The 20,493-nt window shown below is 53.7% G+C and carries 19 protein-coding genes; 16 read left to right on the forward strand and 3 right to left on the reverse strand.

Going from position 1 to position 20,493, the window contains the following annotated elements; genetic code table 11:
- Positions 1 to 174: 174 nt before the first annotated feature.
- On the reverse strand, positions 175 to 1,116 hold the full coding sequence (locus RAL91_RS03155; RefSeq protein WP_306259636.1) for a sugar-binding transcriptional regulator: 942 nt from the start codon (positions 1,114 to 1,116) through the stop codon (positions 175 to 177).
- Between the two features lie 168 nt (positions 1,117 to 1,284).
- Here RAL91_RS03155 and RAL91_RS03160 point away from each other — a divergent pair, with 168 nt between their 5' ends.
- The 8 genes from RAL91_RS03160 (at position 1,285) to RAL91_RS03195 (ending at position 8,742) form a co-directional block, all read left to right on the forward strand.
- Positions 1,285 to 2,256 carry an ABC transporter substrate-binding protein gene (locus tag RAL91_RS03160; RefSeq protein ID WP_306259637.1) on the forward strand — a complete coding sequence of 324 codons (972 nt, stop codon included), beginning with the start codon at positions 1,285 to 1,287 and terminating at the stop codon, positions 2,254 to 2,256.
- Between the two features lie 38 nt (positions 2,257 to 2,294).
- Entirely contained in the window at positions 2,295 to 3,266 is a 972-nt protein-coding gene (locus RAL91_RS03165) for an ABC transporter permease (RefSeq protein ID WP_306259638.1), read from the forward strand.
- Positions 3,263 to 4,003 carry an ATP-binding cassette domain-containing protein gene (locus tag RAL91_RS03170; protein WP_306259641.1) on the forward strand — a complete coding sequence of 247 codons (741 nt, stop codon included), beginning with the start codon at positions 3,263 to 3,265 and terminating at the stop codon, positions 4,001 to 4,003. The genes RAL91_RS03165 and RAL91_RS03170 overlap by 4 nt, the downstream gene beginning before the upstream one ends.
- 184 nt (positions 4,004 to 4,187) lie before the next feature.
- Positions 4,188 to 4,361, forward strand: a complete 174-nt coding sequence (locus RAL91_RS03175) for a hypothetical protein (protein WP_306259643.1) — start codon at positions 4,188 to 4,190, stop codon at positions 4,359 to 4,361.
- 123 nt (positions 4,362 to 4,484) lie between these two features.
- Positions 4,485 to 5,552, forward strand: coding sequence for a YihY/virulence factor BrkB family protein (locus RAL91_RS03180; RefSeq protein ID WP_306259645.1), 1,068 nt, complete (start codon positions 4,485 to 4,487; stop codon positions 5,550 to 5,552).
- Positions 5,553 to 5,703: 151 nt separating this feature from the next.
- Positions 5,704 to 6,495, forward strand: a complete 792-nt coding sequence (locus tag RAL91_RS03185; RefSeq protein ID WP_306259646.1) for a transglutaminase family protein — start codon at positions 5,704 to 5,706, stop codon at positions 6,493 to 6,495.
- Positions 6,496 to 6,586: 91 nt separating this feature from the next.
- On the forward strand, positions 6,587 to 7,612 hold the full coding sequence (locus RAL91_RS03190; RefSeq protein WP_371932519.1) for an aldo/keto reductase: 1,026 nt from the start codon (positions 6,587 to 6,589) through the stop codon (positions 7,610 to 7,612).
- A 50-nt stretch (positions 7,613 to 7,662) separates the two neighbouring features.
- Positions 7,663 to 8,742, forward strand: coding sequence for a DUF4432 family protein (locus RAL91_RS03195; RefSeq protein ID WP_306259649.1), 1,080 nt, complete (start codon positions 7,663 to 7,665; stop codon positions 8,740 to 8,742).
- Positions 8,743 to 9,044: 302 nt separating this feature from the next.
- Here the strand turns inward: RAL91_RS03195 and RAL91_RS03200 are convergent, their stop codons facing one another.
- Both RAL91_RS03200 and RAL91_RS03205 read right to left on the reverse strand, forming a co-directional pair.
- Positions 9,045 to 9,878, reverse strand: coding sequence for an amidohydrolase (locus RAL91_RS03200; RefSeq protein WP_306259651.1), 834 nt, complete (start codon positions 9,876 to 9,878; stop codon positions 9,045 to 9,047).
- Positions 9,875 to 10,876, reverse strand: coding sequence for a sugar-binding transcriptional regulator (locus RAL91_RS03205; RefSeq protein ID WP_306262755.1), 1,002 nt, complete (start codon positions 10,874 to 10,876; stop codon positions 9,875 to 9,877). Before RAL91_RS03205 ends, RAL91_RS03200 begins: the two co-directional genes overlap by 4 nt.
- A 250-nt stretch (positions 10,877 to 11,126) precedes the next feature.
- Here RAL91_RS03205 and RAL91_RS03210 point away from each other — a divergent pair, with 250 nt between their 5' ends.
- The 8 genes from RAL91_RS03210 to RAL91_RS03245 are packed head-to-tail and all read left to right on the forward strand — an operon-like array spanning position 11,127 to position 20,486.
- Positions 11,127 to 12,608: an ABC transporter substrate-binding protein gene (locus RAL91_RS03210; RefSeq protein WP_306259653.1), complete on the forward strand. Its 1,482-nt coding sequence runs from the start codon at positions 11,127 to 11,129 to the stop codon at positions 12,606 to 12,608.
- A gap of 12 nt (positions 12,609 to 12,620) precedes the next feature.
- Positions 12,621 to 13,793, forward strand: coding sequence for a carbohydrate ABC transporter permease (locus tag RAL91_RS03215; protein WP_306259655.1), 1,173 nt, complete (start codon positions 12,621 to 12,623; stop codon positions 13,791 to 13,793).
- Entirely contained in the window at positions 13,790 to 14,857 is a 1,068-nt protein-coding gene (locus RAL91_RS03220; protein ID WP_306259659.1) for a carbohydrate ABC transporter permease, read from the forward strand. The genes RAL91_RS03215 and RAL91_RS03220 overlap by 4 nt, the downstream gene beginning before the upstream one ends.
- An 8-nt stretch (positions 14,858 to 14,865) precedes the next feature.
- Positions 14,866 to 15,975 (forward strand): ABC transporter ATP-binding protein, encoded by a 1,110-nt coding sequence (locus RAL91_RS03225; protein ID WP_306259661.1) that lies wholly within the window; start codon positions 14,866 to 14,868, stop codon positions 15,973 to 15,975.
- Positions 15,976 to 15,979: 4 nt separating this feature from the next.
- Complete coding sequence (locus tag RAL91_RS03230; RefSeq protein WP_306259663.1) at positions 15,980 to 17,242, forward strand: zinc-binding dehydrogenase; 1,263 nt, start codon at positions 15,980 to 15,982, stop codon at positions 17,240 to 17,242.
- Between the two features lie 3 nt (positions 17,243 to 17,245).
- Positions 17,246 to 18,532: a hypothetical protein gene (locus RAL91_RS03235; RefSeq protein WP_306259665.1), complete on the forward strand. Its 1,287-nt coding sequence runs from the start codon at positions 17,246 to 17,248 to the stop codon at positions 18,530 to 18,532.
- Positions 18,529 to 19,368: a class I fructose-bisphosphate aldolase gene (locus RAL91_RS03240; RefSeq protein ID WP_306259667.1), complete on the forward strand. Its 840-nt coding sequence runs from the start codon at positions 18,529 to 18,531 to the stop codon at positions 19,366 to 19,368. Before RAL91_RS03235 ends, RAL91_RS03240 begins: the two co-directional genes overlap by 4 nt.
- Positions 19,362 to 20,486, forward strand: a complete 1,125-nt coding sequence (locus RAL91_RS03245; protein ID WP_306262757.1) for a Gfo/Idh/MocA family protein — start codon at positions 19,362 to 19,364, stop codon at positions 20,484 to 20,486. The genes RAL91_RS03240 and RAL91_RS03245 overlap by 7 nt, the downstream gene beginning before the upstream one ends.
- Positions 20,487 to 20,493 lie beyond the last annotated feature (7 nt).

The raw sequence follows: 20,493 nt of genomic DNA on the forward strand, positions 1-20,493 counted from the left end.
GATCACATTGGCATGCAGGGGCGATGTCACGCGTCCACCAGCTGAGACCTCCCTTGGCTGCACCAACCGCAGATATCATGTGGCTCTCTTATTGAGATTCTCGTTTGACCTGCAGCTTATTGTGAATTAGCGGCAGTCGAAAATCATATCAACAACTTTTTTCAGAAATATATTTCATGCAACCTGAGACTCATCCAGCTGTTCAAGGATTTGCGACGCTACGCGCGTATCGGTGACCAGCGCATTGATCATCCCGGATCGTGCCGCGCCAATAATGACCGGAACTTTCTCTTTGCCGGTGGCGATACCAATGCTGAGGGGAATGCGTTGAAGCTGTTTGCGGCTGAGGGCCATCAAATTCTCTTGACCGGACCAGTGAACTTCGTCTCCGTTCTGGTCAAAATAGTTACGCACAACGTCTCCAACCACACGTTTGGCGTCCTTGGGTGCAAACTCGAAGTTGCGATTGCCTGACGAGCGTTGGAAATCACCGATCCCCACAATCGCCACGTCCACTTTCGTCCACAGGTCAAGCATCTGTGAGGTATCAGGATCGCGCGACAGAACAGACAGCAGCTCTGGTGAAACAATCGAGGGCGCGTAAAGAAAATGAGCTTCGCCCTGCATTTGCTCCGCGCCTTTTCGGACGAATTCATTGATTTGAAAATGCGATGCGGTTTCGTGCATTCCGCCCGATGTCGGCACAACAACAACGTTGGGTATTCGGGGAAGACCCGCTGCAATGACGCTTTGAACCGCGCGGCCCCAGCCGATTGCTATGACAGCGCCCGGTGCCAGCTTGGCCTCGGTGAGCAAGGAGCCGACCTGAGACGACAAGGCTGCAGGCTTGCCACTTTCCAGGACGCGAACCGCGCTTAGTCCCAAAGCGATCTGCAATTTGTCGCCGAGCGCATCCGTTTCATCAAGATCAGCAACCTGAATGCGGACGATACCCTCCTCCCGTGCATGAGACAGCAGGCGTGACACGGTCGCTGTGGAAACCTGCATGCGCTTTGAGACTTCCAGTTGTGACAATCTTTCGATATAATGTAGCCGTGCAGCGGCGTGCATGAGGCTGCGGTTCAGGAGTTTGGCGCCTTTCGGACGTCCGATCATCGACAGGCACCTTTGTGAAATATATTTCTGATATTTACTTCTTGCAGTAAATCGCTTTGCAGGGCAACTTACATTTCGTCAAAAGTCCATTTTGACTCGTCATGGGTAAATCCCAGACGTCCAATGTAGCGGCTCCAATGGGGCCGTAACTCCTAGGGAGGAATCTATATGCGGAATTTTATTAAATCCACACTACTCGCGGCAACGCTGAGTGTTTCATCAATGGCGCATGCGCAAGAAGACATCACGATCACACTGATCCCTGGTCTGACCACAGACGCCTTTTACATCACCATGAATCGTGGCGCACAGGCAGCTGCCAAGGCTCTTGGCATCACTGTTGATTTTCAGGGTGCCGAAGAATTCGATCCGGTTTTGCAAACCCCGGTTCTGGACGCCGTCATTGGTCGCGGACCGGATGCAATCCTGATTGCACCAACCGATACCACACAGATGATCGAGCCTCTGCGCCGTGCGCATGAAGCTGGCATTGCGGTGATTACCGTTGATACGTTCATCGATGATGGCAAATATCAGGATGGGCTTGGCGACGCTGATTTCCCATACTCTTACGTTGCTTCTGACAATATCGGTGGCGGTCGTATGGCTGCTCAGTTCATGGCTGCTGAAATCGGCGGTAAGGGCAAGGTCTACGTGTCTAACGTACGTCCAGGCATCTCAACGACTGATCAGCGCGAAGAAGGCTTCAAAGCTGAAATGGCCGAAAACTTCCCGGATGTTGAAGTTCTCGACACTCAGTATAACGAAAACGATGCTTCACTTGCTGCCTCACAATTCCAGGCCGTTTATGCACGCCATTCCGACATTGCGGGTGTTTTCGGTGCAAACCTGTTCTCCGCTCTGGGTGCCGGTAATGGTGTTGAAAGTGCGAACAAGGCTGACGAAATTACTGTGATCGCATTTGATGCGCCGACCAGTATTGTCAACAATATTTCGTCCGGTCTTGTAGATGCAGCTATCGCGCAGCATCCTGCTGAAATCGGATATTTCGGTGTAATGGCGGCTTATGCAGTGCTGACCGGCAATTCTGTTCCAACCACAATCGGAACCGGATTTACCGTGATCAATGCAGAAAACGTCGATGATGAAAATATTGCAAAATACATCTATTCCGAATGACGCATACTGACATGTCAAAAACAAAAGGGACTTCATTCGTGAAGTCCCTACTCAACGCCTGGTCGTGGCTGTTCCTCGTGATCATCCTCGGCTTTTTTGAAATCTATGCGCAGACTCAAACAGGAAACACGTTCCTGTTCCGCATCTACAATATTCAGTCCATTTCGGTTGCAGCATCGCAAATTCTGCTGCTCGCTCTGGGGCTGACACTGGTTATCGTCGCAGGACACATTGACCTTTCAATTGCCTTCACAACCGGTTTTGCAGCCGTCGCAATGGCCCTGGTCATTCGATTTGTAGGACCTGAAGCCGGTTGGTTTACGGTGATCATCGCCATGGGCGTCGGCTTGCTGGCCGCGATTACCGTGGGGTTGGTCAACGGGTGGCTGGTGGCGCAGCTGAATGTGCCGAGTTTCATCGGGACATTGGGCACTTACGGGATTGCACGCGGCGCCGCACTGATTGTCGCCGGAGGGGCCACAGTGTCAATCCGCAGCGATGAGGCACGGGTTCTGGGCAATGGTCATATTCTTGGCATTCCCATACCGGTTGTTGCCGCCGTCTTACTGGCAATTATCTGTCACTATGTGTTGACGCATACAAGGTTCGGTGTTCACACCTATGCGCTTGGTGCCAGCAGGGCATCGGTTGAGCGCGCTGGCGTGGATGTCAAACGCCACCTGGTTTATTTGTTCGTCATCTCCGCGATCACTGCCGGTGTTGGCGGCCTGATCTATACCAGCCGTTTCTCGGCGGGTGCTGCCAATGCAGGCGAGCCGATACTGCTCTATGCGGTGGCGGCTGTGTTCATCGGCGGGGCATCTCTGACCGGCGGGCAAGGTACCATCATCGGCACTGTGATCGGGGCATTCATCATTGCTGTAATCCAGTTTGGCCTCGTCTTTTGCGGCCTGCCGCCCTATTGGCAATTCGTTGCTGTCGGGCTTGTTATCATCGTGGCCGTTCTCGTCGATCAGTCCAAAGGCAGACTTGTCGGAGGAAGCACATGACGACCATCCTCAAAGTAGACGGTCTCAAGAAACGATTTGGCGGAAACGAAGCTGTCAGCAGCGTTTCCTTCGATGTCAATGAAGGTGAATGTGTTGTGCTGGCCGGTGACAATGGCGCTGGAAAATCGACCGTGATCAAAATGATCTCGGGCGTCTATCAGCCAACCGCCGGCCAAGTGCATTTTAATGACACGGTCCTGACCGGAAAATCCCCCGAAGCTGTGCGCAGCCTGGGGATCGAAACCATCTATCAGGATCTCGCATTGGCCGATAATCTGGATCCTGGTCTGAACCTTTATCTGGGGCGGGAAAAGACGCGCCGGATTTTTGGGATCTCGTTTCTGGACCGCAAGGAAATGCAGCGCAATGCAGTCGAGGTCATGAAAAGCCTTGGCATCGTGGTTCCTGATCCCTCTGCTCCCGTGCGTGAAATGTCCGGCGGACAACGCCAGGCCATTGCCATCGCACGTGCGATCCACTGGCAAGCCAAGCTGGTGATCATGGATGAGCCTACGGCTGCACTGGGCGTTCCAGAGCAGCGCGAAGTCATGGCCTTGATCGAGCGGCTTAAGAAAAAGGGCGTGGGAATCATTCTGATCTCGCACAATCTCCCCGACATCTTTGCCGCCGCAGACCGCATCATCGTTCTGGCAAGGGGAGTTGTCGCAGGTGAGCGCAAGCCCGCCGAAACGAACGATGAAGAAATCGTCCGGATGATGATGGGTGCCACTTTGTGACACCGTCATGATATCCGGGCGAATCGCGCCCCGCCCCTTTCTCTCAGGGCGGTGGCGCGGACCAGACTACGGTCTGACTTGAGTTAATTACACTGTTTCGTAAAAGTTGTAAAAGTCGATTGATGCCAATCTCCGCATGAGCCTGTATAGTGAATGACAGGCGAAGCACGTTAGGAGATTTGATATGCCAAATCCGAAGCACGAAGCAAAAGCCGCCGATACCGGAGGGCGGACCGGCTGGATTGTGGCCGGGATTGTAATCTGTCTGCTGTTGGTTGGCGGCTATGTCTTCCGAGATACAATTTTCGGCGAGCCATCAGATGATGTCAATTTAAACGTCGAACTGCCCGGAGATTGACAGACGGCAGCCACACACGATTATCTGGGTTTGAGCCAACCTGTCAGGCAGCCAACCAGTCAGGCACTATGATAGCCTGACGGATTGTCTGATTGTAAATCCTGGATATAAAAAGAAGATGCTGTGGAACAAGCCGCAAAGAAACCAGAGCCTGAAACGCCAGAGTCTGAAAAGCCAAAGCCTGTAGCGCCAGAGCATCAAGACACTGACGTGAGGAAGAATGAAACAATCCAGCAGCAGGTCAGTCTGGCCCGTTCGCCGCTGAAATTGTCTTTGACCAGCCTGTGGGCAGTGCTGAAACGGGCCGTCATCCGCGTTTTTGAAACGGATGTATCGTTGCGTTGTGCCGGCGTTGCCTTCTTTGGGTTTCTGTCTCTCTTTCCTGCGGTCGCGGTAGGGGTGGCCCTTTATGGTCTGATTGCAGACGTCCAGACCCTGAATCAGCAAATGTATCTCGCCGACCAGTTTTTACCATCCAGCGTCACCGAATTGTTCACTGAACGGTTGGAAGCGATCATCACAGAGAGTGATGAAACACTGACCCTGGGGCTCGTTATCAGCCTGGCGCTCGCTTTGTGGAGCGGATCGCGTGGCACCAATGCGCTCGTCTACGCGTTGACTATGGCCTATCGCGAAGAAGATCATCGGGCTTTCGTCTTGGCCACGGCGATTTCCATTGGCCTGACAATTGCCGCGTTTTTTGTTGGTATGCTGGTTCTGGGGGCGGTTGCTGTTCTGCCAGCCATCACGACGTTCCTGCCAATGCCAATTGAAGCGGAGACATCCGCGCTCTGGCTTCGCTGGCCGGTTGTGGCACTCATTGTGTTGTTTGCGATTGCGTGTCTCTACAAGACCGCGCCGCATCGTCGGGATCCAAAATTTCGCTGGGTTTTGCCAGGAGCCGTCACCGCCACGTTGCTGTGGCTTGGTGGCTCGATCGCGTTTTCCTTCTATATCGAAAACTTTGCAAATTATGGCGCAACTTTCGGGTCCATTGCCACGGCTGCCATCCTCATGCTGTGGCTGTATTTTTCGGCCATGGTCTTTGTCAGCGGTGCAATTTTGAACGCCGAGCTGGAATTGCAAACCCTTCCCGACACCACAATCGGTCCGGATGTGCCGAAAGGGGAGAGGGACGCTTACGTGGCCGATCACGTCATTCCACCAACGCGGAAGCCGAGTGATAATTGACGCCTGACCGGATCATCACTAAGCACATTGATGGGTAGGCTCCCGATCGAGCGCCTTTGGGCCTGATTTCAGAACATGTCATTCGCAATCGAGCGAGGCATAGCTGACAATTCGGCAAGATCTGAATCGGCCAACAGGGAACAATCCAAAAATGGTAAATCTCAAGATAGCAGTGCAGCTCGACTACAAACTGCCTCGACCAACCGACATTTTGGCCCAAATCCAGGTTCCGGATCTGGCGGATCAATCTGTCAAATCGCAGAATTTCTCGGTTCTGGATACAACGCATTCTGCAGATGTTGTCGCCGAAAACGGGATGGGCGTTCGGACCTGGATCCGCGTGGAAGACAGGTTTCGTTGTGACTACACCTGCACTGTTTCCCTCGACCGTCCGGCTCTGGATATATCCCTGTTGCAATCTGTGCCGCCGCATCTGCTGCCGGGGGATACAGTGCGCTATCTCATGCCATCGCGCTATTGTCCGTCTGACGAGTTTCAAAGTGTTGTTACGGCAGAATTTGGCGACTTGCCCGGTGGGCAGCGGGTCGCAACCATGAGAGATTGGATTTTCGACAAGTTCGAATATGTGCCAGGCGCAAGCAGCGGCCAGACAACGGCGCTGGACTCGTTCGTGCAGCGGCAGGGTGTGTGCCGGGATTATGCCCATGTTCTCATCGCATTTTGCCGGGCGTCGGCTATTCCGGCGCGGTTCGTGAGTGCCTACGCGCCGGATGTGATGCCACAGGATTTTCATGCCGTTGTCGAAGTCTTTCTGGAGGGCACGTGGCATTTGATGGATTCGACCAAAATGGCGCATGCCACTGACATTGCCCGTATCGGAGTGGGAATGGATGCTGCCGAGGTCGCCTTCCTGTCCTCATTTGGGCCAATGACACTGGAGACGCAGACCGTATCAGTCGACAGATTTACCCCGACCGATTGATCCTGACGCAGGCACTGGATATAAATTTGTTGTGCAACTAAGCTGCGCGCAAATCGAACATCAAAACATGCCTGGGAGGCTTTAAATGGGACTGAAATCACGCTTTTTGCAACGGGGAACGTCTCCAAAGGTCAACTTCACAGAGCTGGGCTTCGGTGCCGGAGGGATCGGAAATCTGTATCGCGCGGTCAGTGATGCTGACAGCGATGCCGCCCTGCAGGCAGCGTGGGATGGTGGCGTTCGCTATTTTGACACCGCGCCGCTTTACGGCTTCGGTCTTGCGGAAACGCGCCTCAATCGGTTCCTGCGGGATAAGGATCGGGATTCTTTCGTGCTTTCCACGAAAATCGGACGCATTCTGAAACCAGCCACAGCCGAGACACGTGACGCCATTGGCAAGTTTTTTGATGTGCCAAACCGCAAGGAACATTTTGATTATTCCTACGATGGCGTGATGCGGTCTGTTGAATTTTCGCTGGAACGACTGGGCATGGATCGCATCGACCTCTTATTGGCTCATGATCTGGACATCTTTTCCCATGGCAGCCAGGAGGCCCTGGACCCGTTGATGGATGAGTTTCTCAACGGTGGCTACAAGGCTCTGCTGGAAATGCGCGAACAGGGCGTGATTGCCGGATTTGGTGCAGGCGTGAATGAGTGGCAGGTTTGCCAGTATATGGCCGAGCGCGGTGATTTTGACTTGTTCCTGCTGGCAGGTCGCTACACGTTGCTGGAGCAGGAGGCATTGAACAGCTTCCTGCCGCTTTGCGAAGAGCGCAACATCGGGATCATTCTGGGCGGGCCATACAATTCCGGCATTCTGGCCATGGGTGCTGTGCCCGGTGCCAAATATAATTACGAAGAGGCCCCGGCAGACATCATGGACAAGGTCTCACGCATCGAAGCGATTTGCCGCGACCATGGCGTGGCACTGGTCGATGCGGCATTCCAGTTTCCGCTGGGTCATCCCAATGTGATGTCCGTCATTCCCGGCGCTCAAAATGCGCGGGAAGTTGGCCTGAACCTGGCTGCAGCTGATGCCGTCATTCCAACCGCGCTTTGGGCCGATCTGAAAAAACAGGGCCTGATGCGGGAAGAAGCGCCAACGCCAGGCTGATTGTATCCAAGCCGGAGGCCAGGCTAATTAAATCCAAACCGGAGGTTTGAATGGCCCTTCATATTGATCTGGCTGACGCGCAATTTGGCGTGGTGGAACACGTCATCGTCCGTAACGAAAAAATTGCGGTCAGCACCTTTCGTTATGCCTCCGGTGTGGCGGCGTTGCGATTGAAAACAGCGCGCGCGAATATTGTGGTGCTGCCCTATAAAGGGCAGCAAATCTGGAGCGCAGAGTTTGAGGACCGCGACCTGACCATGGGTTCCATGTTTGAAGAGCCTGTGGATACGACAGACTATCTGCGGACCTATGGGGCTTTCTTCATTCATTGCGGTCTGGCCGGGGTCGGCGCGCCCGGCCCGCAAGACACGCATCCGCTGCATGGTGAATTGCCCAATGCGCCTTTTCAGGCGGCTTGGCTGGAGGTCGATGAAGGGGAAAACCGCATCTCCATCTGCGGCAGCTATCAGCACACGATTGCCTTTTCCTGCAATTATCTTGCCACCTCAAAGGTCAGTCTGGGCTTTGATGAGACCTGGCTGACTGTCGATCTGTCGGTGGAAAACAAACGCAATGTCCCAATGGATCTCATGTATCTCGGCCATGCCAATTTTCGGCCAGTTGATTTTGGTAAATTGATCTATGCGGCACAGTATGACCCTGCCAGTGTGCGTGTCAGAACATCGATACCGGCCCATATTTCACCGGCGGAAGGCTATGTGGAATTTATCGAAGCGCTGGCGCGGGAACCGGTTTTGCACCATGTACTGCGTCCAGATCTGGCCTTTGACCCCGAAGTGGTGTTCTCAATTGATATGATGGCCGGGCTTGATGGCTGGACCCATGCCATGCAGAAACTTCCGGATGGCGGGGCTGATTTCATTTCCTATCAGCCAGCTCAGGCACCGATGACCGGCCGCTGGCTGTGCCGAACACCCGACCAGCAGGGCCTCGGCATTGCCTTTCCGGCCACCAGTGGTGTGGAAGGTCATCACAGGGAAAAGGCCAAAGGCTGCTATGTGGAACTGGCCGCGCGCGACACCTGGTCCATCACAATGCGGATGGGCGCATTAGGTGCCGCTGATGCAGACGCCATGGAAGACAGTATAAACCACATTGCAGGGCGCTAGAGCCTTTCTTGTTTATACGGAATCATTTGATGACCCAAAACAGTTCATCCCGCAAGGCAGTCAGCGCAGCGCCCAATCGTGTCGGGGGCGGTCGCATCGGGCAAGCTGGCTAACGCTGCTGGTGGGCTGTTCTGGGTCACCGAAGGCCGGATTTGCGCGCTCGCTGGACATCGTTACAGCCCACTTGTGGTCGTAAAGACCACCACGTGGCCTGTGCCTTGCCAGCAAACGCGCAAATCCGGTCAAACGTTTCCGTATAAACAAGAAAGGCTCTAGCGCCTGTAAAGCTAACGACTATAAAGCTAGAGACTGTAAAACTGTGTAGCCGTTTTGCCCATGACCCAGTCTCGATCTTCGTCATTCAATCCGCTCAGCATTTGCTGAACCGCTTCAAACCATTGGGTGTAGGAGCCAACCAGCTCCAGTACCGGCCAATCGCTGCCCCACATCAGGCGGCGGGGGCCGAACGTGCTGAGCAGATGATCGCAGACTGGTTGCAAAGTGCTGGCTTGCCAGCCGGGGCCCTGTTCGGTTGCCATGCCGGACAGCTTGCAGAAAATCTGGGGTTTTTCAGCCAGGCGCGCCATGCCAGATTCCCAGTCAGGGCCTGCCGCCTGTCCATTGGCTATGACCGGTTTGGCCGCATGGTCAATCACCACATTCAACTCGGGTATCAGATCGGTCAGGCGATCAACAATGGCAAGATGCCGAGGCTGGATCAACGCATCGAAACATAAATTCAATTCGGGCAGGTGGCGCAAATTGTCGACGACCTGCGGCTGTAAAACCCAGTCACTATCGGCAATGCCCTGTAATATGGGCCGGACGCTCTTCACCTTGTCATGTGCAGCAAGGTCTTCCAGCTGGGAAGGGGCATCAGCGGTTGTCAGATCAACCCATGCGACGACGCCGGCAACAAAGTCTGAATTATCGGCGATCGCCAGCATTGCGTCGTTTTCCAACAGGCTTTCACCCGCTTGCACCAGCACGGTTTTACTGACACCAAGATGTTTGAGATAGGGAGCCAGATGTTCGGGCTGATAGTCTCGGCGAATGCCGGCAATATCGTCAGAAATCCAGTTATAAATCCCGAGATCGATTTTCCAGAAATGTTGATGTGCATCCACCATGGTCATAGCTCTGCTTTAGCTCCTGTTTGGCGTTGAAGAATGGCTTCGGCGGCACTTTGATCGGTCACCAATGTATGGATGCCAAGACGTTTGACCGCTGCAACAATGGCGCGGTCTCTGTGATGGCCGCCCGTGGCTAGAATTTTGTGCCGGCAGTTCTCAAGTTCCCGCAAATCCACAGACATCACACGATCATCGATGGGATGGATAATGTCCTGACCGGCCGCGTTGATGAAATTGCACAAGACATCTGCAACACATCCCGCTCCAATCAATTCGTCCAGATCGCTTTGGCTCATCAACTGACGTGCCAGCGATGTACAATCCGGCCCGATATCTCCGACACTCAGCACGGCCATATCAAGGTTTTTGGCCATATCGAAAATGGTGCCAAGTCCGCAATGATTGATGAGATTGTTTTTGGTCTCGGCACAATCAACGATCAGCGGAGAGGGAAACATGTAGCAATCTGCGCCCATTGTACTGCCCAGTCGCCAGCAATATTCCACCGGATTGGGCGGGATCGGCTCGACTGAACCGCCCAGGAGCGACATGATTTTTACACCCTGGCGCATGGTGGAACGGAAGCTGACCAGGGACGCAGTGAGCGTTCGGCCCCATCCCACACCAATGGTCATATGATCGCTGACAGCGTTCGACAGATATTTGCCGAGTGCCAGCCCAACAGAATCCGAGATTTCATCATGATTGTCGCCAGCGGGAATAACGATGGCTTCTTCCAAACCAAGTTGAGCCTCTAGTTGGATACCTAGCTGAACACACCGTTCTTCAGCTTCCTCGATCCAGAATTTGATTTCGTGGCGCTGCCGCGCTTCTTCGAGAAGCCGTATCACCGTTGTCCGGCTGACTCCCAATCGTTCAGCGATCTCCCGTTGCGTGCGCCCATGGGAATAATACATCCATGTCGCCCGCAACCGCAGCGAGTCAGAATTGTCAAAGGATCTTCTCCTCTGCGGGGGCTTTTTATCCAACAATGTCCTCACCTGCTCACATGCGCCATTGGCACATGTGACGCCAAGCCGCATTTTTTCTCCCGGCGCTTTGCTTGTTAATTCAGCTTTTCGGCACCTTATTTGCCTACCACTATTGCGGTCTCCAGCGGGTTTCGCAATGACATGTTGTAATTTTTTGACATTTGTTGAGTTGACTACGCAAAAGTATTGACGATGACGATTTGCTGTAGCAGGCTATAGAAGCAAGCAATAAAAATTGCTGTTCCAATGGGAGGACATAATGAAATCTGCTTTTAAATCGCTCCTCGCGGGCGTGGCCGCTGCTGCCGTTCTAGGCACTGCGACCCCGACTTTTGCTGCCGAGTTCGACGGCGTAACCATCAATATTCTGACCCGTCCGGGTCCGGTGATTGCTGGTCGTCTTGTTGATCGCGGTAAAGAATTCACAGAAATGACCGGCGCTGAAATTCGTGTCAACGAAGTGCCATTCGCTGAAATTTTCCAGAAACTTTTGACCGACTGGGCCACCGGCACCAACTCTATTGATGTGGGTGTTTTCGCGTCAGGTTGGGCTGTTGAGCTGGTTGATGGCGGGCTGGTTGAAAACCTCGATCCGTATATCGCCAAAGATGACAAGATCGACATTGATGACATCGCCCCTTACTTCCGCGAGTTCAATCAGAAGATTGGTGGCAACACCTATCTGATCACCGTCGATGGTGATTTCCAGATGCTGTATTATCGCCGCGATATTCTGGAAAAAATCGGCATGGAGCCGCCCAAGGATTGGGACGACTACATGAAGGTTGCCGAAGCCATGAACGGCATGGACATGAATGGTGACGGCGAGGCGGATTACGGCTCCTGCATCTTCAAAAAGCGCAATGCGCAGTCCTATTTTGCCATCGGTTCAATTGCAGCCGGTTTCACCCAGACCAAAGGTACTGGTGAGGGCCTGTGGTTCGATCCGGAAACCATGAAGCCGAAAATGAACAATGCGGGCTGGGCTGAAGCCTTCCGCATTTACAAGGAAACCGGCAAATACGGCCCAACCGATGAGTTGAACCAGGATATTGGTGATACACGTGCATTGGTTCAGGCTGGCCGTTGTGGCCTTGTCATTGACTGGGGCGACATCGGACCGCTCTCCATCGATGAATCAGGCGCAGCGATCCGGGACAAAATGGGTGCGGTTATCATGCCTGGCTCCCGCAAGGTCCTGAACCCGGCAACGGGTGAATTGCAGCAGTGTGATTCAGAGCTTTGCCCACATGCAACAGATGGCGTGAACCATGCGCCTTATGCTGCCTTTGGTGGTTGGGCTGGTGCGGTCAACGCGAAAGCTGATCAGAAGGTCAAGGATGCCTCTTACGCATTCCTGTCCTATATGAACCAGGCAGAGCAGTCCAATGTGGATGTGACGCTGGGCTGGACCGGATACAATCCGTACCGGAACTCCCAGTTGAACGACACTAGCAAGTGGATTGAAGCAGGCTTCTCACCGGAGTTTGCAGACAATTATCTTGGTGCGATCAAGGACAGCCTGAACCATCCAAACATGGCCTCCGATGTGCGTATTCCAGGTGCCCAGCAATATACTGGTGTTGTACTGGATCGTGAACTGGCCCGTTTCCTGGCTGGAGAAATCACAGCTGAGCAGGCATTGACCAACATCGAAGCTGGTTGGGAAGAAATTACCGAAGATTTCGGTCGTGACACCCAGCAGCAGATGTACAAACTGTCTCTTGGTATCACCAACTAGGGTGCACAGAGCATGACCTCGACAACTGGTCGGGTAGAGAACAGTCAGCCGGGATATCTCCCGGCTGACAACTCGCAGCCCCCGTCACGCAGATTTCGCTTCAATGAATGGCTTGATGGCCATGCAAGGCAGCTGTTCATCACCCCAGCTGTGGTGATGATCCTTATCTTCTCAATATTTCCGCTGGTGGCCTCGCTCATTATCGCGTTTTCGCGTGTGCGCTTGAAGGCCGGTGGCTATCAGGTCCGATTTGTCGGATTTCAGAATTTTTCCAAACAGATTTTTGGCTCTGAGCAATTTCACTTTCTGGGCACGTTTACCAGTCTGACGTTTCTGGGATGGGCCGTTGCCCTGTCAGCCACTGGCGCAATTCTGTGGTGGATGTATCGCTACATTACGACCGGCTTTTCCGTAGTGGGCTTTATCGGCCGCATGATCACAGCTCTTGTCATCCTTGGTATTTCCTGGATGTTTGCAGCAACCTTCTTCAGCGGAAATCCGTTTGGCACACTCGGCGTAACGCTCTTCTATGTGTTTGTTGGCTGTGCCATTCAGTTTATCATTGGCCTGGCTCTGGCATTTCTGTGCTCCCAGCCAATTCGTGGTCGTGGTTTTTTCCGCGTTGTGTTTTTCATTCCCATGATGATCACGCCCATCGGCGTTGGTTATCTGTTCCGCATGATGGCTGACACCACCAAGGGCCCGTTTTCGCCAGCCTGGCAATGGTTAGGCCTGAATGATTTTGCCTGGGCTGCCAATCCCTGGACGGCGCGTTTGTTCATCATCATCGGGGACAGCTGGCAGTGGATCCCGTTTATCTTTATCATCCTGCTGGCGGCGTTTGAAAACATCCCGCGTGATTATGTGGAAGCAGGTCAGGTAGATGGAGCCAGCAATTGGCAGATTTTCCGCGAAATCAGTTGGCCGCAAGTTATGCCGGTCGCTGTGACCGTCATGTTGATCCGCGTCATCGAAGGCTTCAAGATTGTGGATCTGCCGAACATCATGACCTCCGGTGGACCGGGGATCGCGACTGAATCCATGTCGCTGCATTCTCTCTTTGCCTGGCGCTCGCTTGATCTGGGCCAGTCTGCAGCCATTGCCTATCTGTTGCTGTTTGTGACGGTGGTGATCTGCGTGTCGTTCTTTAATCTTATTGTTGTCAACCGTATGAGGCGGATATGAGTAATGTCTCTAACGTGCCGCCAAGAGGCCTGCTTGCGCGGCTTTTTGAGCCGCCCAGAATTGGCGCAATGGCGCCCGGTGCCAAGTTTATCGTCTATACGCTTCTGCTGGCCTGGTCCGCCTTTGTGCTGTTTCCAATCTACTGGTTGGTGATCACTTCGGTAAAATCAGCGGCAGACGTCAATGGCGGTCCGGTTTACATTCCCTTTGTTGATTTCATGCCCAGCCTTCACGCCTGGCGTGAATTGTTCGTGGTGGATTACGCCGACACGCTGCGGGCCTACGTCAACTCAATCATTATCTCGCTCGCAGCAACGGCGCTGGCTGTTCTGATCGGATCCATGGCTGCCTATGCGTTGGCGCGCATTCGCTATCAGCCCAATCTGATCACCATCTTGCTGTTCGTCCTGGTCATGGCGGCAGCTATGTTTGCCGTCGGTAGCTATGGTGTCGACTGGCGCCTTGTGCTGGTGGTCGGTGTCGGTATTTTCTATTTCCTCAGCAAGGCAGTAGCGTCGCGTGTCCATGTACCTTTGGGCAATGGCGATATTCTTTTCTGGATGATTTCCCAACGCATTCTGGCACCCATTGTTGTGGTTGTGCCGATTTACATGATGTTCCAGTCGGTGCGTATGCTCGATACCCATCTGGCAATCATTCTCACCTATGCCGTGGTCAATCTGCCCATTGTCATCTGGCTGATGTATGATTTCTTCAATTCGATTCCCAAGGATCTGGAAGAAAGCGCCCAGTTGGATGGCGCGACCATGATCATGACCTTCCGGGAAATTGTGCTGCCCCTGTCACGTGCGGGACTGGCGGCAACCACATTGCTGGTCATGATCCTGTGCTGGAATGAATATCTTCTGGCCCTGTTTCTCTCCACCGCAAAGGCTCAGACCATGCCCATTCTCGTTGCCGCGATGAATGCAGGTGAGCGTGGAATCTTGTGGTGGTCCATGTCGGTGGTGATCATTGTGATGATCATACCGGTGGTGTTTATGGCGATTGTCTTGCAGCGCTACATTTCCAAGGGCGTATTGCTGGGAGCCGTTAAAGGATGAATACAGACATGACTTCAGCGTCTGAAACAGACACTCCATCTTCGGATGCCAAACGGCTTTCAATCAGGAAGATGAACAAGCATTACGGCGAGTTTCACGCAGTTAAGGATCTGGACATTGAAGTGGAGCCGGGTGAGTTTCTGGTTCTGCTTGGGCCGTCCGGCTGCGGGAAATCCACCGCGCTTCGCATGATTGCCGGTCTAGAGGAAATCACCTCTGGCGAGGTGTTCATGGGCGAGCGCGATGTCACCCATGTTCTGCCGAAATACCGCGACATTGCCATGGTGTTTCAGTCCTATGCGCTCTATCCGCACAAGACAGTGGCCGAAAATATCGGCTTTCCGCTGAAGGTGACGGGCGTTCCCGTAGAGCAGCGCAACAAAGCTGTGTTTGATGCCGCCGTGCAGGTGCAGATGGAAACTCTGCTGGAGCGGTTCCCCCGAGAATTATCAGGTGGTCAGCGCCAGCGTGTGGCCCTTGCGCGCGCAATCATTCGCCGTCCATCAGCATTTTTGATGGATGAGCCTCTGTCCAATCTGGACGCCAAACTGCGCGGTTTCATGCGCGCAGAGTTGAAACACATGCAGCATGAACTTGGTGTCACCACCGTCTATGTGACCCATGATCAGATTGAAGCCATGACGCTGGCCCATCGGGTGGCGATCATGAAAGATGGTGAACTGCAACAGCTGGGCACGCCGGCGGAAGTCTATACAAATCCGATCAATCTGTTCGTGGCGGGCTTCATGGGATCACCGCCCATGAACTTCCTTGAGGGCAACGTATCGGAAAGTGGCCTGCAGGTCGGGAAAGATAAAATCGCTCTGGAGGGTGTTGAAGAAGGTGTGGGCATTACACTTGGCTTCCGCCCGGAAGATGCAAGTGTGGTGGACGTCGGTCAGGGCCGCTTTGATGCCATGGTCTACACAGCTGAAATGACCGGCGATCTGACCCTGGTTACGGTCAAACATGGCTCTTCTATTCTGACGATCAAAATGCCAAAGGATTTCATAGTCGATTACAATCAGACTGTGGGCATCCAGTTTGACAGTGCGTTGAGCTATCTGTTCAGCACCAGCGATGGCGCCCGTCTCAAAGCGATTGTGGTTGATAGCTAGGGTCTTGGTACATCTCCCGCAAACCATGCGCGCTGTCGTCCTGCGAGGGCAGGGCTTTGACAATCTGGCGCTGGAAGACGTGCCTTTACCAAGGCCGGGTCCAAATCAGGCATTGGTGCGCGTCGATGCTGCCGGCATATGTGCATCGCTGGTAAAAATGATTGCTCAGGGCAATGACCACACCTTTCTTTATGGCTGGGACTTGTCGCAATTTCCGTCCATTTTGGGGGATGAAGGGTCGGTAACCCTGATGGAGCTGGGCCAGAACCTTCAGGCTCAGAATCGGCAGGGGAAATATAGCCTTGGAACGCGCTATGTGGTGCAGCCCGCGGTTGATGCGGCTCCCGTCAATCATCTGGAGCGCTATCGCAACAATGGCGCAGGCGTCAGCAAGATCGCCTGTGGCTATACGCTGCCGGGCCATCTGGCAGAATATATGCTGATACCCGAAGAAGTTTTTGCCGCAAAATGTCTGATCGAGATACCGGATCAAACCATGCCTTTGGCCCATGCTGCTATTGCTGAGCCAATCTCCTGTTGTGTCTCAGGACAGTTTCATCACATGCATTTGCAACAGCAAGCACTGACCGAGCCGCGCAAGGCTGTTGCGGGCCTGAAGCGCGGGGGAACCACCGTCGTCATCGGGCTGGGGGCCATGGGCCGCATGCATGTTGATGTTGCTTTGGCACAGGGTCCTGCCAATCTGGTAGCGTCCGATCCCATGCCATCACGCCGGGACCGTGCTTTGTCCGATTTTGCAGCCAAGGCCAAGGCCAATAAGTGCCAGCTGAAAGTTGTGCACCCGGATGATCTGGCCGCCGAAGTCCAGACAAGTACCGGCGGTCGGGGCGCGGATGATCTGATCATTGCGGTCGGTCATCCCAAGGTGGTTGAGGCCTCGGTGCCCTTATTGGGCAAAGGCGGTGTTGCCAATTTCTTTGGTGGTTTGAAACACGGTCAGGAATTTGTCAGCCTGAACGCCAATCGCATCCATTATGATGAAACCGTCATCACCGGCTCCTCCGGCGGCACGGCATGGGACATTGCACAGACGCTGAGCTGGATATCTGAAGGTCAGATTGATCCATCCCGGCACATTGCAAAGATTGGCGGTCTTCAACACGCCATTGAGATGATCAACGACGTTAAAGACCAGCACCTTGACGGCAAGGCCGTGCTCTACCCGCATTATCCACTCACTGATGCTTTTGAGGTTCCTGAATGGACGGCGCTGGATGAAACATCGCTTCTGACGGGGGCGCGCTGAATTATGGGGCGCATCTTTGTTGGTATTGGTTTCGGTGCCATTCAAACCGGATTGTTTTTGAGAGAAGCGCAGCGTTCAGGTAATTTTGACCGCTATGTGGTCGCCATGCGCAGACAAAATCTCGCAAAGGCGCTGAGCGACAGGGGAACGGTCACTGTCAATATTGCCATGCACGATGGCATCGTCGTTGAAACCTACACAGATATCGAGGCTCGCTGTCTGTCCGTGAAGGAAGATCTTGTCAGCTTGCAGCAGGACCTGCTGGCAGCCCACGAAATTTCTGTCGCCGTTTCCAGCGTCGATGATTACGTGTCTGATCACCCCAACAGCCTGCACCGGTTGATTGCCCAGGCCATCGCCGGCAAAATGCGCGGTGAAGGGCCAAAAGTGCTGATTTACTCTTCCGAAAATCATAATGAGGCAGCGTCTTTGCTGCAGCAGGCCATTCTGTCTGCCTTGCCGGAAACTGATCATGCGACCGCGAACAAAGTGTTTCAAACGGTTGATACGGTCATTGGGAAAATGTCGCGCGTTATCCGTGATCAGGACGAAATTGCGCAAGCGGCTCTGGCACCGTCATTTGATGGCGGAGACGAGGCGTTTCTGGTTGAGGCCTTCAACAATATTCTGGTCAGCCAAGTGGATCCGGCACGTAGCAGCGGGCGCGCAATTTCCCAATTGGTGGAAAAGGCGGATTTAACCCCGTTTGAACACGCCAAAATACATGGCCACAATGCCACCCATGCCGGCTTTGCCTATGTGGGTCAGGTGTTGGGCCTGAAATGGATGGCCGATGTTGCCGCAATTCCTGAAGTTTTCAGCTTCTTCCGGGATGCCTTTCTGGAGGAATCCGGTGAAGCCCTGATCCGGCTGCATGGCGGCAAGGACCCGCTTTTTACGAGTGATGGCTACCGCGCTTATGTGGATGATTTGCTGGCACGCATGGCCAATCCATGGCTGCGCGATACATGCGAACGCATTGGCCGTGATGTGTCCCGCAAACTGGGTTGGGATGATCGGCTGATTGGCACAATTCGCCTTGTACGCTCTCAAAATATTTCTGCCGAACGCTATGGTTTTGCAGCGTTGGCGGCTTTCGAGACCCTGGGAAATGGGCCTGAAATCATGATCAAAAGCTGGATGAAAAGCGGCGCCTCGGCAACCGAAGCAGAAGAGATGGCGGACTTCTTGAACGCTCTGCAATCCGATTATCATACCTGGCGTACTGGATTGCCCAACCCGACCGAGACACATATTGGAAATCACGGAACCAAAAGGAACATTGAATGACCAAGCATCGCCTGAACCGTTTTCTGGGAGCCGATGGAAAGTGCTTCGACGTTGCAATTGACCATGGCTTCTTCAACGAGCCGGGTTTTTTGTCTGGTATTGAAGACATGCGTGACGCAGTTGCCACGGTGGCACAGGCGCAGCCCGATGCCGTCCAACTGTCGCCCGGCATGGCAAGGCATTTGCAGGCCATTCCCGGCAAGGACAAACCGTCTTTGGTGCTGCGCACCGATGTTGCCAACATCTATGCCAAAGACCTGCCGCAATATCTGTTTTCCCAGATCGTTGAAAACGCGGTGGAACAGGCTGTGCAACTGGATGCGGCGTGCCTGTGCGTCAATCTGCTCTTGATGCCCAATCAGCCGGAAGTTCATGCGCAATGTGTCAGCAATATTGCGCGCCTCAAACCGGAAGCCGATGCTGCCGGCATGCCACTGATGGTCGAGCCATTGGTCATGCAGGACAATGCAAAAGCCGGTGGCTACATGGTAAATGGCGATTTGGCGCTGATCCGCACCCTGGTGCGGCAGGCTGTTGAAATGGGCGCCGATGTCATCAAGGCAGACCCGACTGATGATGTGGCCGAATACCACAAGGTCGTGGAAGCCGCCTCTGGCATTCCCATTCTGGTGCGCGGTGGTGGCCGGGTATCTGATGCGGAAATTCTTCAGCGGACAACCGACCTTATGGAGCAGGGAGCCATGGGCATTGTCTATGGCCGCAATGTGATTCAGCACGACCACCCGGCTGCCATCACCAAAGCCCTGATGGCCATCGTTCACGAAGGCATGTCGCCAGAAGATGCTCTGGCCATGATGCAAGATCTGTCATCATGAAGGACATCCGCTTTGGTGTCATAGGCGGTGGTTTGATGGGCAAGGAATTTGCCTCTGCCGCTGCCCGGTGGCTGCATCTGGAGTTCAAGGATGCAAGGCCTGTCATCAAAGGCATCTGCGATATCAATCCAGATGCCAGATCCTGGTTCACAGACAACATTCCGTCCTGCACCCTGTCTACGGGTGATTATCAGGAGATGCTGGCCAGCGATCAGATTGATGCCATTTACTGTGCAGTGCCGCACAATCTGCATCAGCAGCTCTATTGCGATATCATTCGGTCCGGCAAACATCTGATGGGCGAGAAACCGTTCGGGATAGATCAGGCTGCCAATGCTGCGATCATGTCCTGCATTGAAGAACACCCTAATGTGCTGGTGCGCTCAAGTTCGGAATTTCCGTTTTTCCCCGGCGCATTGGCCATTTCGCGCGCTATTGAAGAGGATGTATTTGGACAGATTGTCGGCGTTCGTGCCGGATTCCATCACGCCTCGGACCTGGATCCAGACAAGGCAATCAACTGGAAGCGCATGATCGCGGTGAATGGCGCGTATGGTTGCATGGGCGATCTGGGTTTGCATGTGATGCATATTCCTTTGCGCTTTGGCTGGAAGCCAACCCGGATTGCAGCTCAACTGAGCAATATCATGACCACGCGGCCAGATGGCAAAGGCAACATTGTTCCGTGTGAAACCTGGGACAATGGCGCGATCCACACCATGGTGGAAGGGTTCGGTCAGCCATTCCCTTTGACGATGGAGACAAAACGCATTGCGCCCGGCGAGATGAACACCTGGTTCATCAAGGTCGAGGGGACGAAAAAGTCCATGGCCTACTCCACCAAATATCCCAAGACGCTGCAAATTATGGATTATCAACCAGGAGTGGCGCAGGCATGGCAGCATGTTGATCTTGGTTACAATTCAGCCTATCCGACGATCACCGGCGGTATTTTTGAATTTGGCTTCTCGGACAGCTTCCAGCAAATGTGGTGTGCGTTTCTGGATGAGTTGGTGAACGGCAAGAAGGCTATGTACCAACCATTTCATTGTGCTACACCGGCTGAAACTGCGGCCAGCCATGACATTATGACGGCAGCCATTAAAAACGCTATCTGAAGGGGGC

Origin of the sequence: Pararhizobium sp. IMCC21322, assembly GCF_030758295.1 — a bacterium.
GTDB lineage: Bacteria > Pseudomonadota > Alphaproteobacteria > Rhizobiales.

Excerpts from the sequence above, each read along its gene's own strand:
- RAL91_RS03155 (WP_306259636.1), bottom strand. The coding sequence starts at position 1,116 with ATGATCGGACGTCCGAAAGGCGCCAAACTCCTGAACCGCAGCCTCATG.
- RAL91_RS03160 (WP_306259637.1), top strand. The coding sequence starts at position 1,285 with ATGCGGAATTTTATTAAATCCACACTACTCGCGGCAACGCTGAGTGTT.
- RAL91_RS03170 (WP_306259641.1), top strand. The coding sequence starts at position 3,263 with ATGACGACCATCCTCAAAGTAGACGGTCTCAAGAAACGATTTGGCGGA.
- RAL91_RS03175 (WP_306259643.1), top strand. The coding sequence starts at position 4,188 with ATGCCAAATCCGAAGCACGAAGCAAAAGCCGCCGATACCGGAGGGCGG.
- RAL91_RS03185 (WP_306259646.1), top strand. The coding sequence starts at position 5,704 with ATGGTAAATCTCAAGATAGCAGTGCAGCTCGACTACAAACTGCCTCGA.
- RAL91_RS03195 (WP_306259649.1), top strand. The coding sequence starts at position 7,663 with ATGGCCCTTCATATTGATCTGGCTGACGCGCAATTTGGCGTGGTGGAA.
- RAL91_RS03200 (WP_306259651.1), bottom strand. The coding sequence starts at position 9,878 with ATGACCATGGTGGATGCACATCAACATTTCTGGAAAATCGATCTCGGG.
- RAL91_RS03210 (WP_306259653.1), top strand. The coding sequence starts at position 11,127 with ATGAAATCTGCTTTTAAATCGCTCCTCGCGGGCGTGGCCGCTGCTGCC.
- RAL91_RS03215 (WP_306259655.1), top strand. The coding sequence starts at position 12,621 with ATGACCTCGACAACTGGTCGGGTAGAGAACAGTCAGCCGGGATATCTC.
- RAL91_RS03220 (WP_306259659.1), top strand. The coding sequence starts at position 13,790 with ATGAGTAATGTCTCTAACGTGCCGCCAAGAGGCCTGCTTGCGCGGCTT.
- RAL91_RS03225 (WP_306259661.1), top strand. The coding sequence starts at position 14,866 with ATGACTTCAGCGTCTGAAACAGACACTCCATCTTCGGATGCCAAACGG.
- RAL91_RS03235 (WP_306259665.1), top strand. The coding sequence starts at position 17,246 with ATGGGGCGCATCTTTGTTGGTATTGGTTTCGGTGCCATTCAAACCGGA.
- RAL91_RS03240 (WP_306259667.1), top strand. The coding sequence starts at position 18,529 with ATGACCAAGCATCGCCTGAACCGTTTTCTGGGAGCCGATGGAAAGTGC.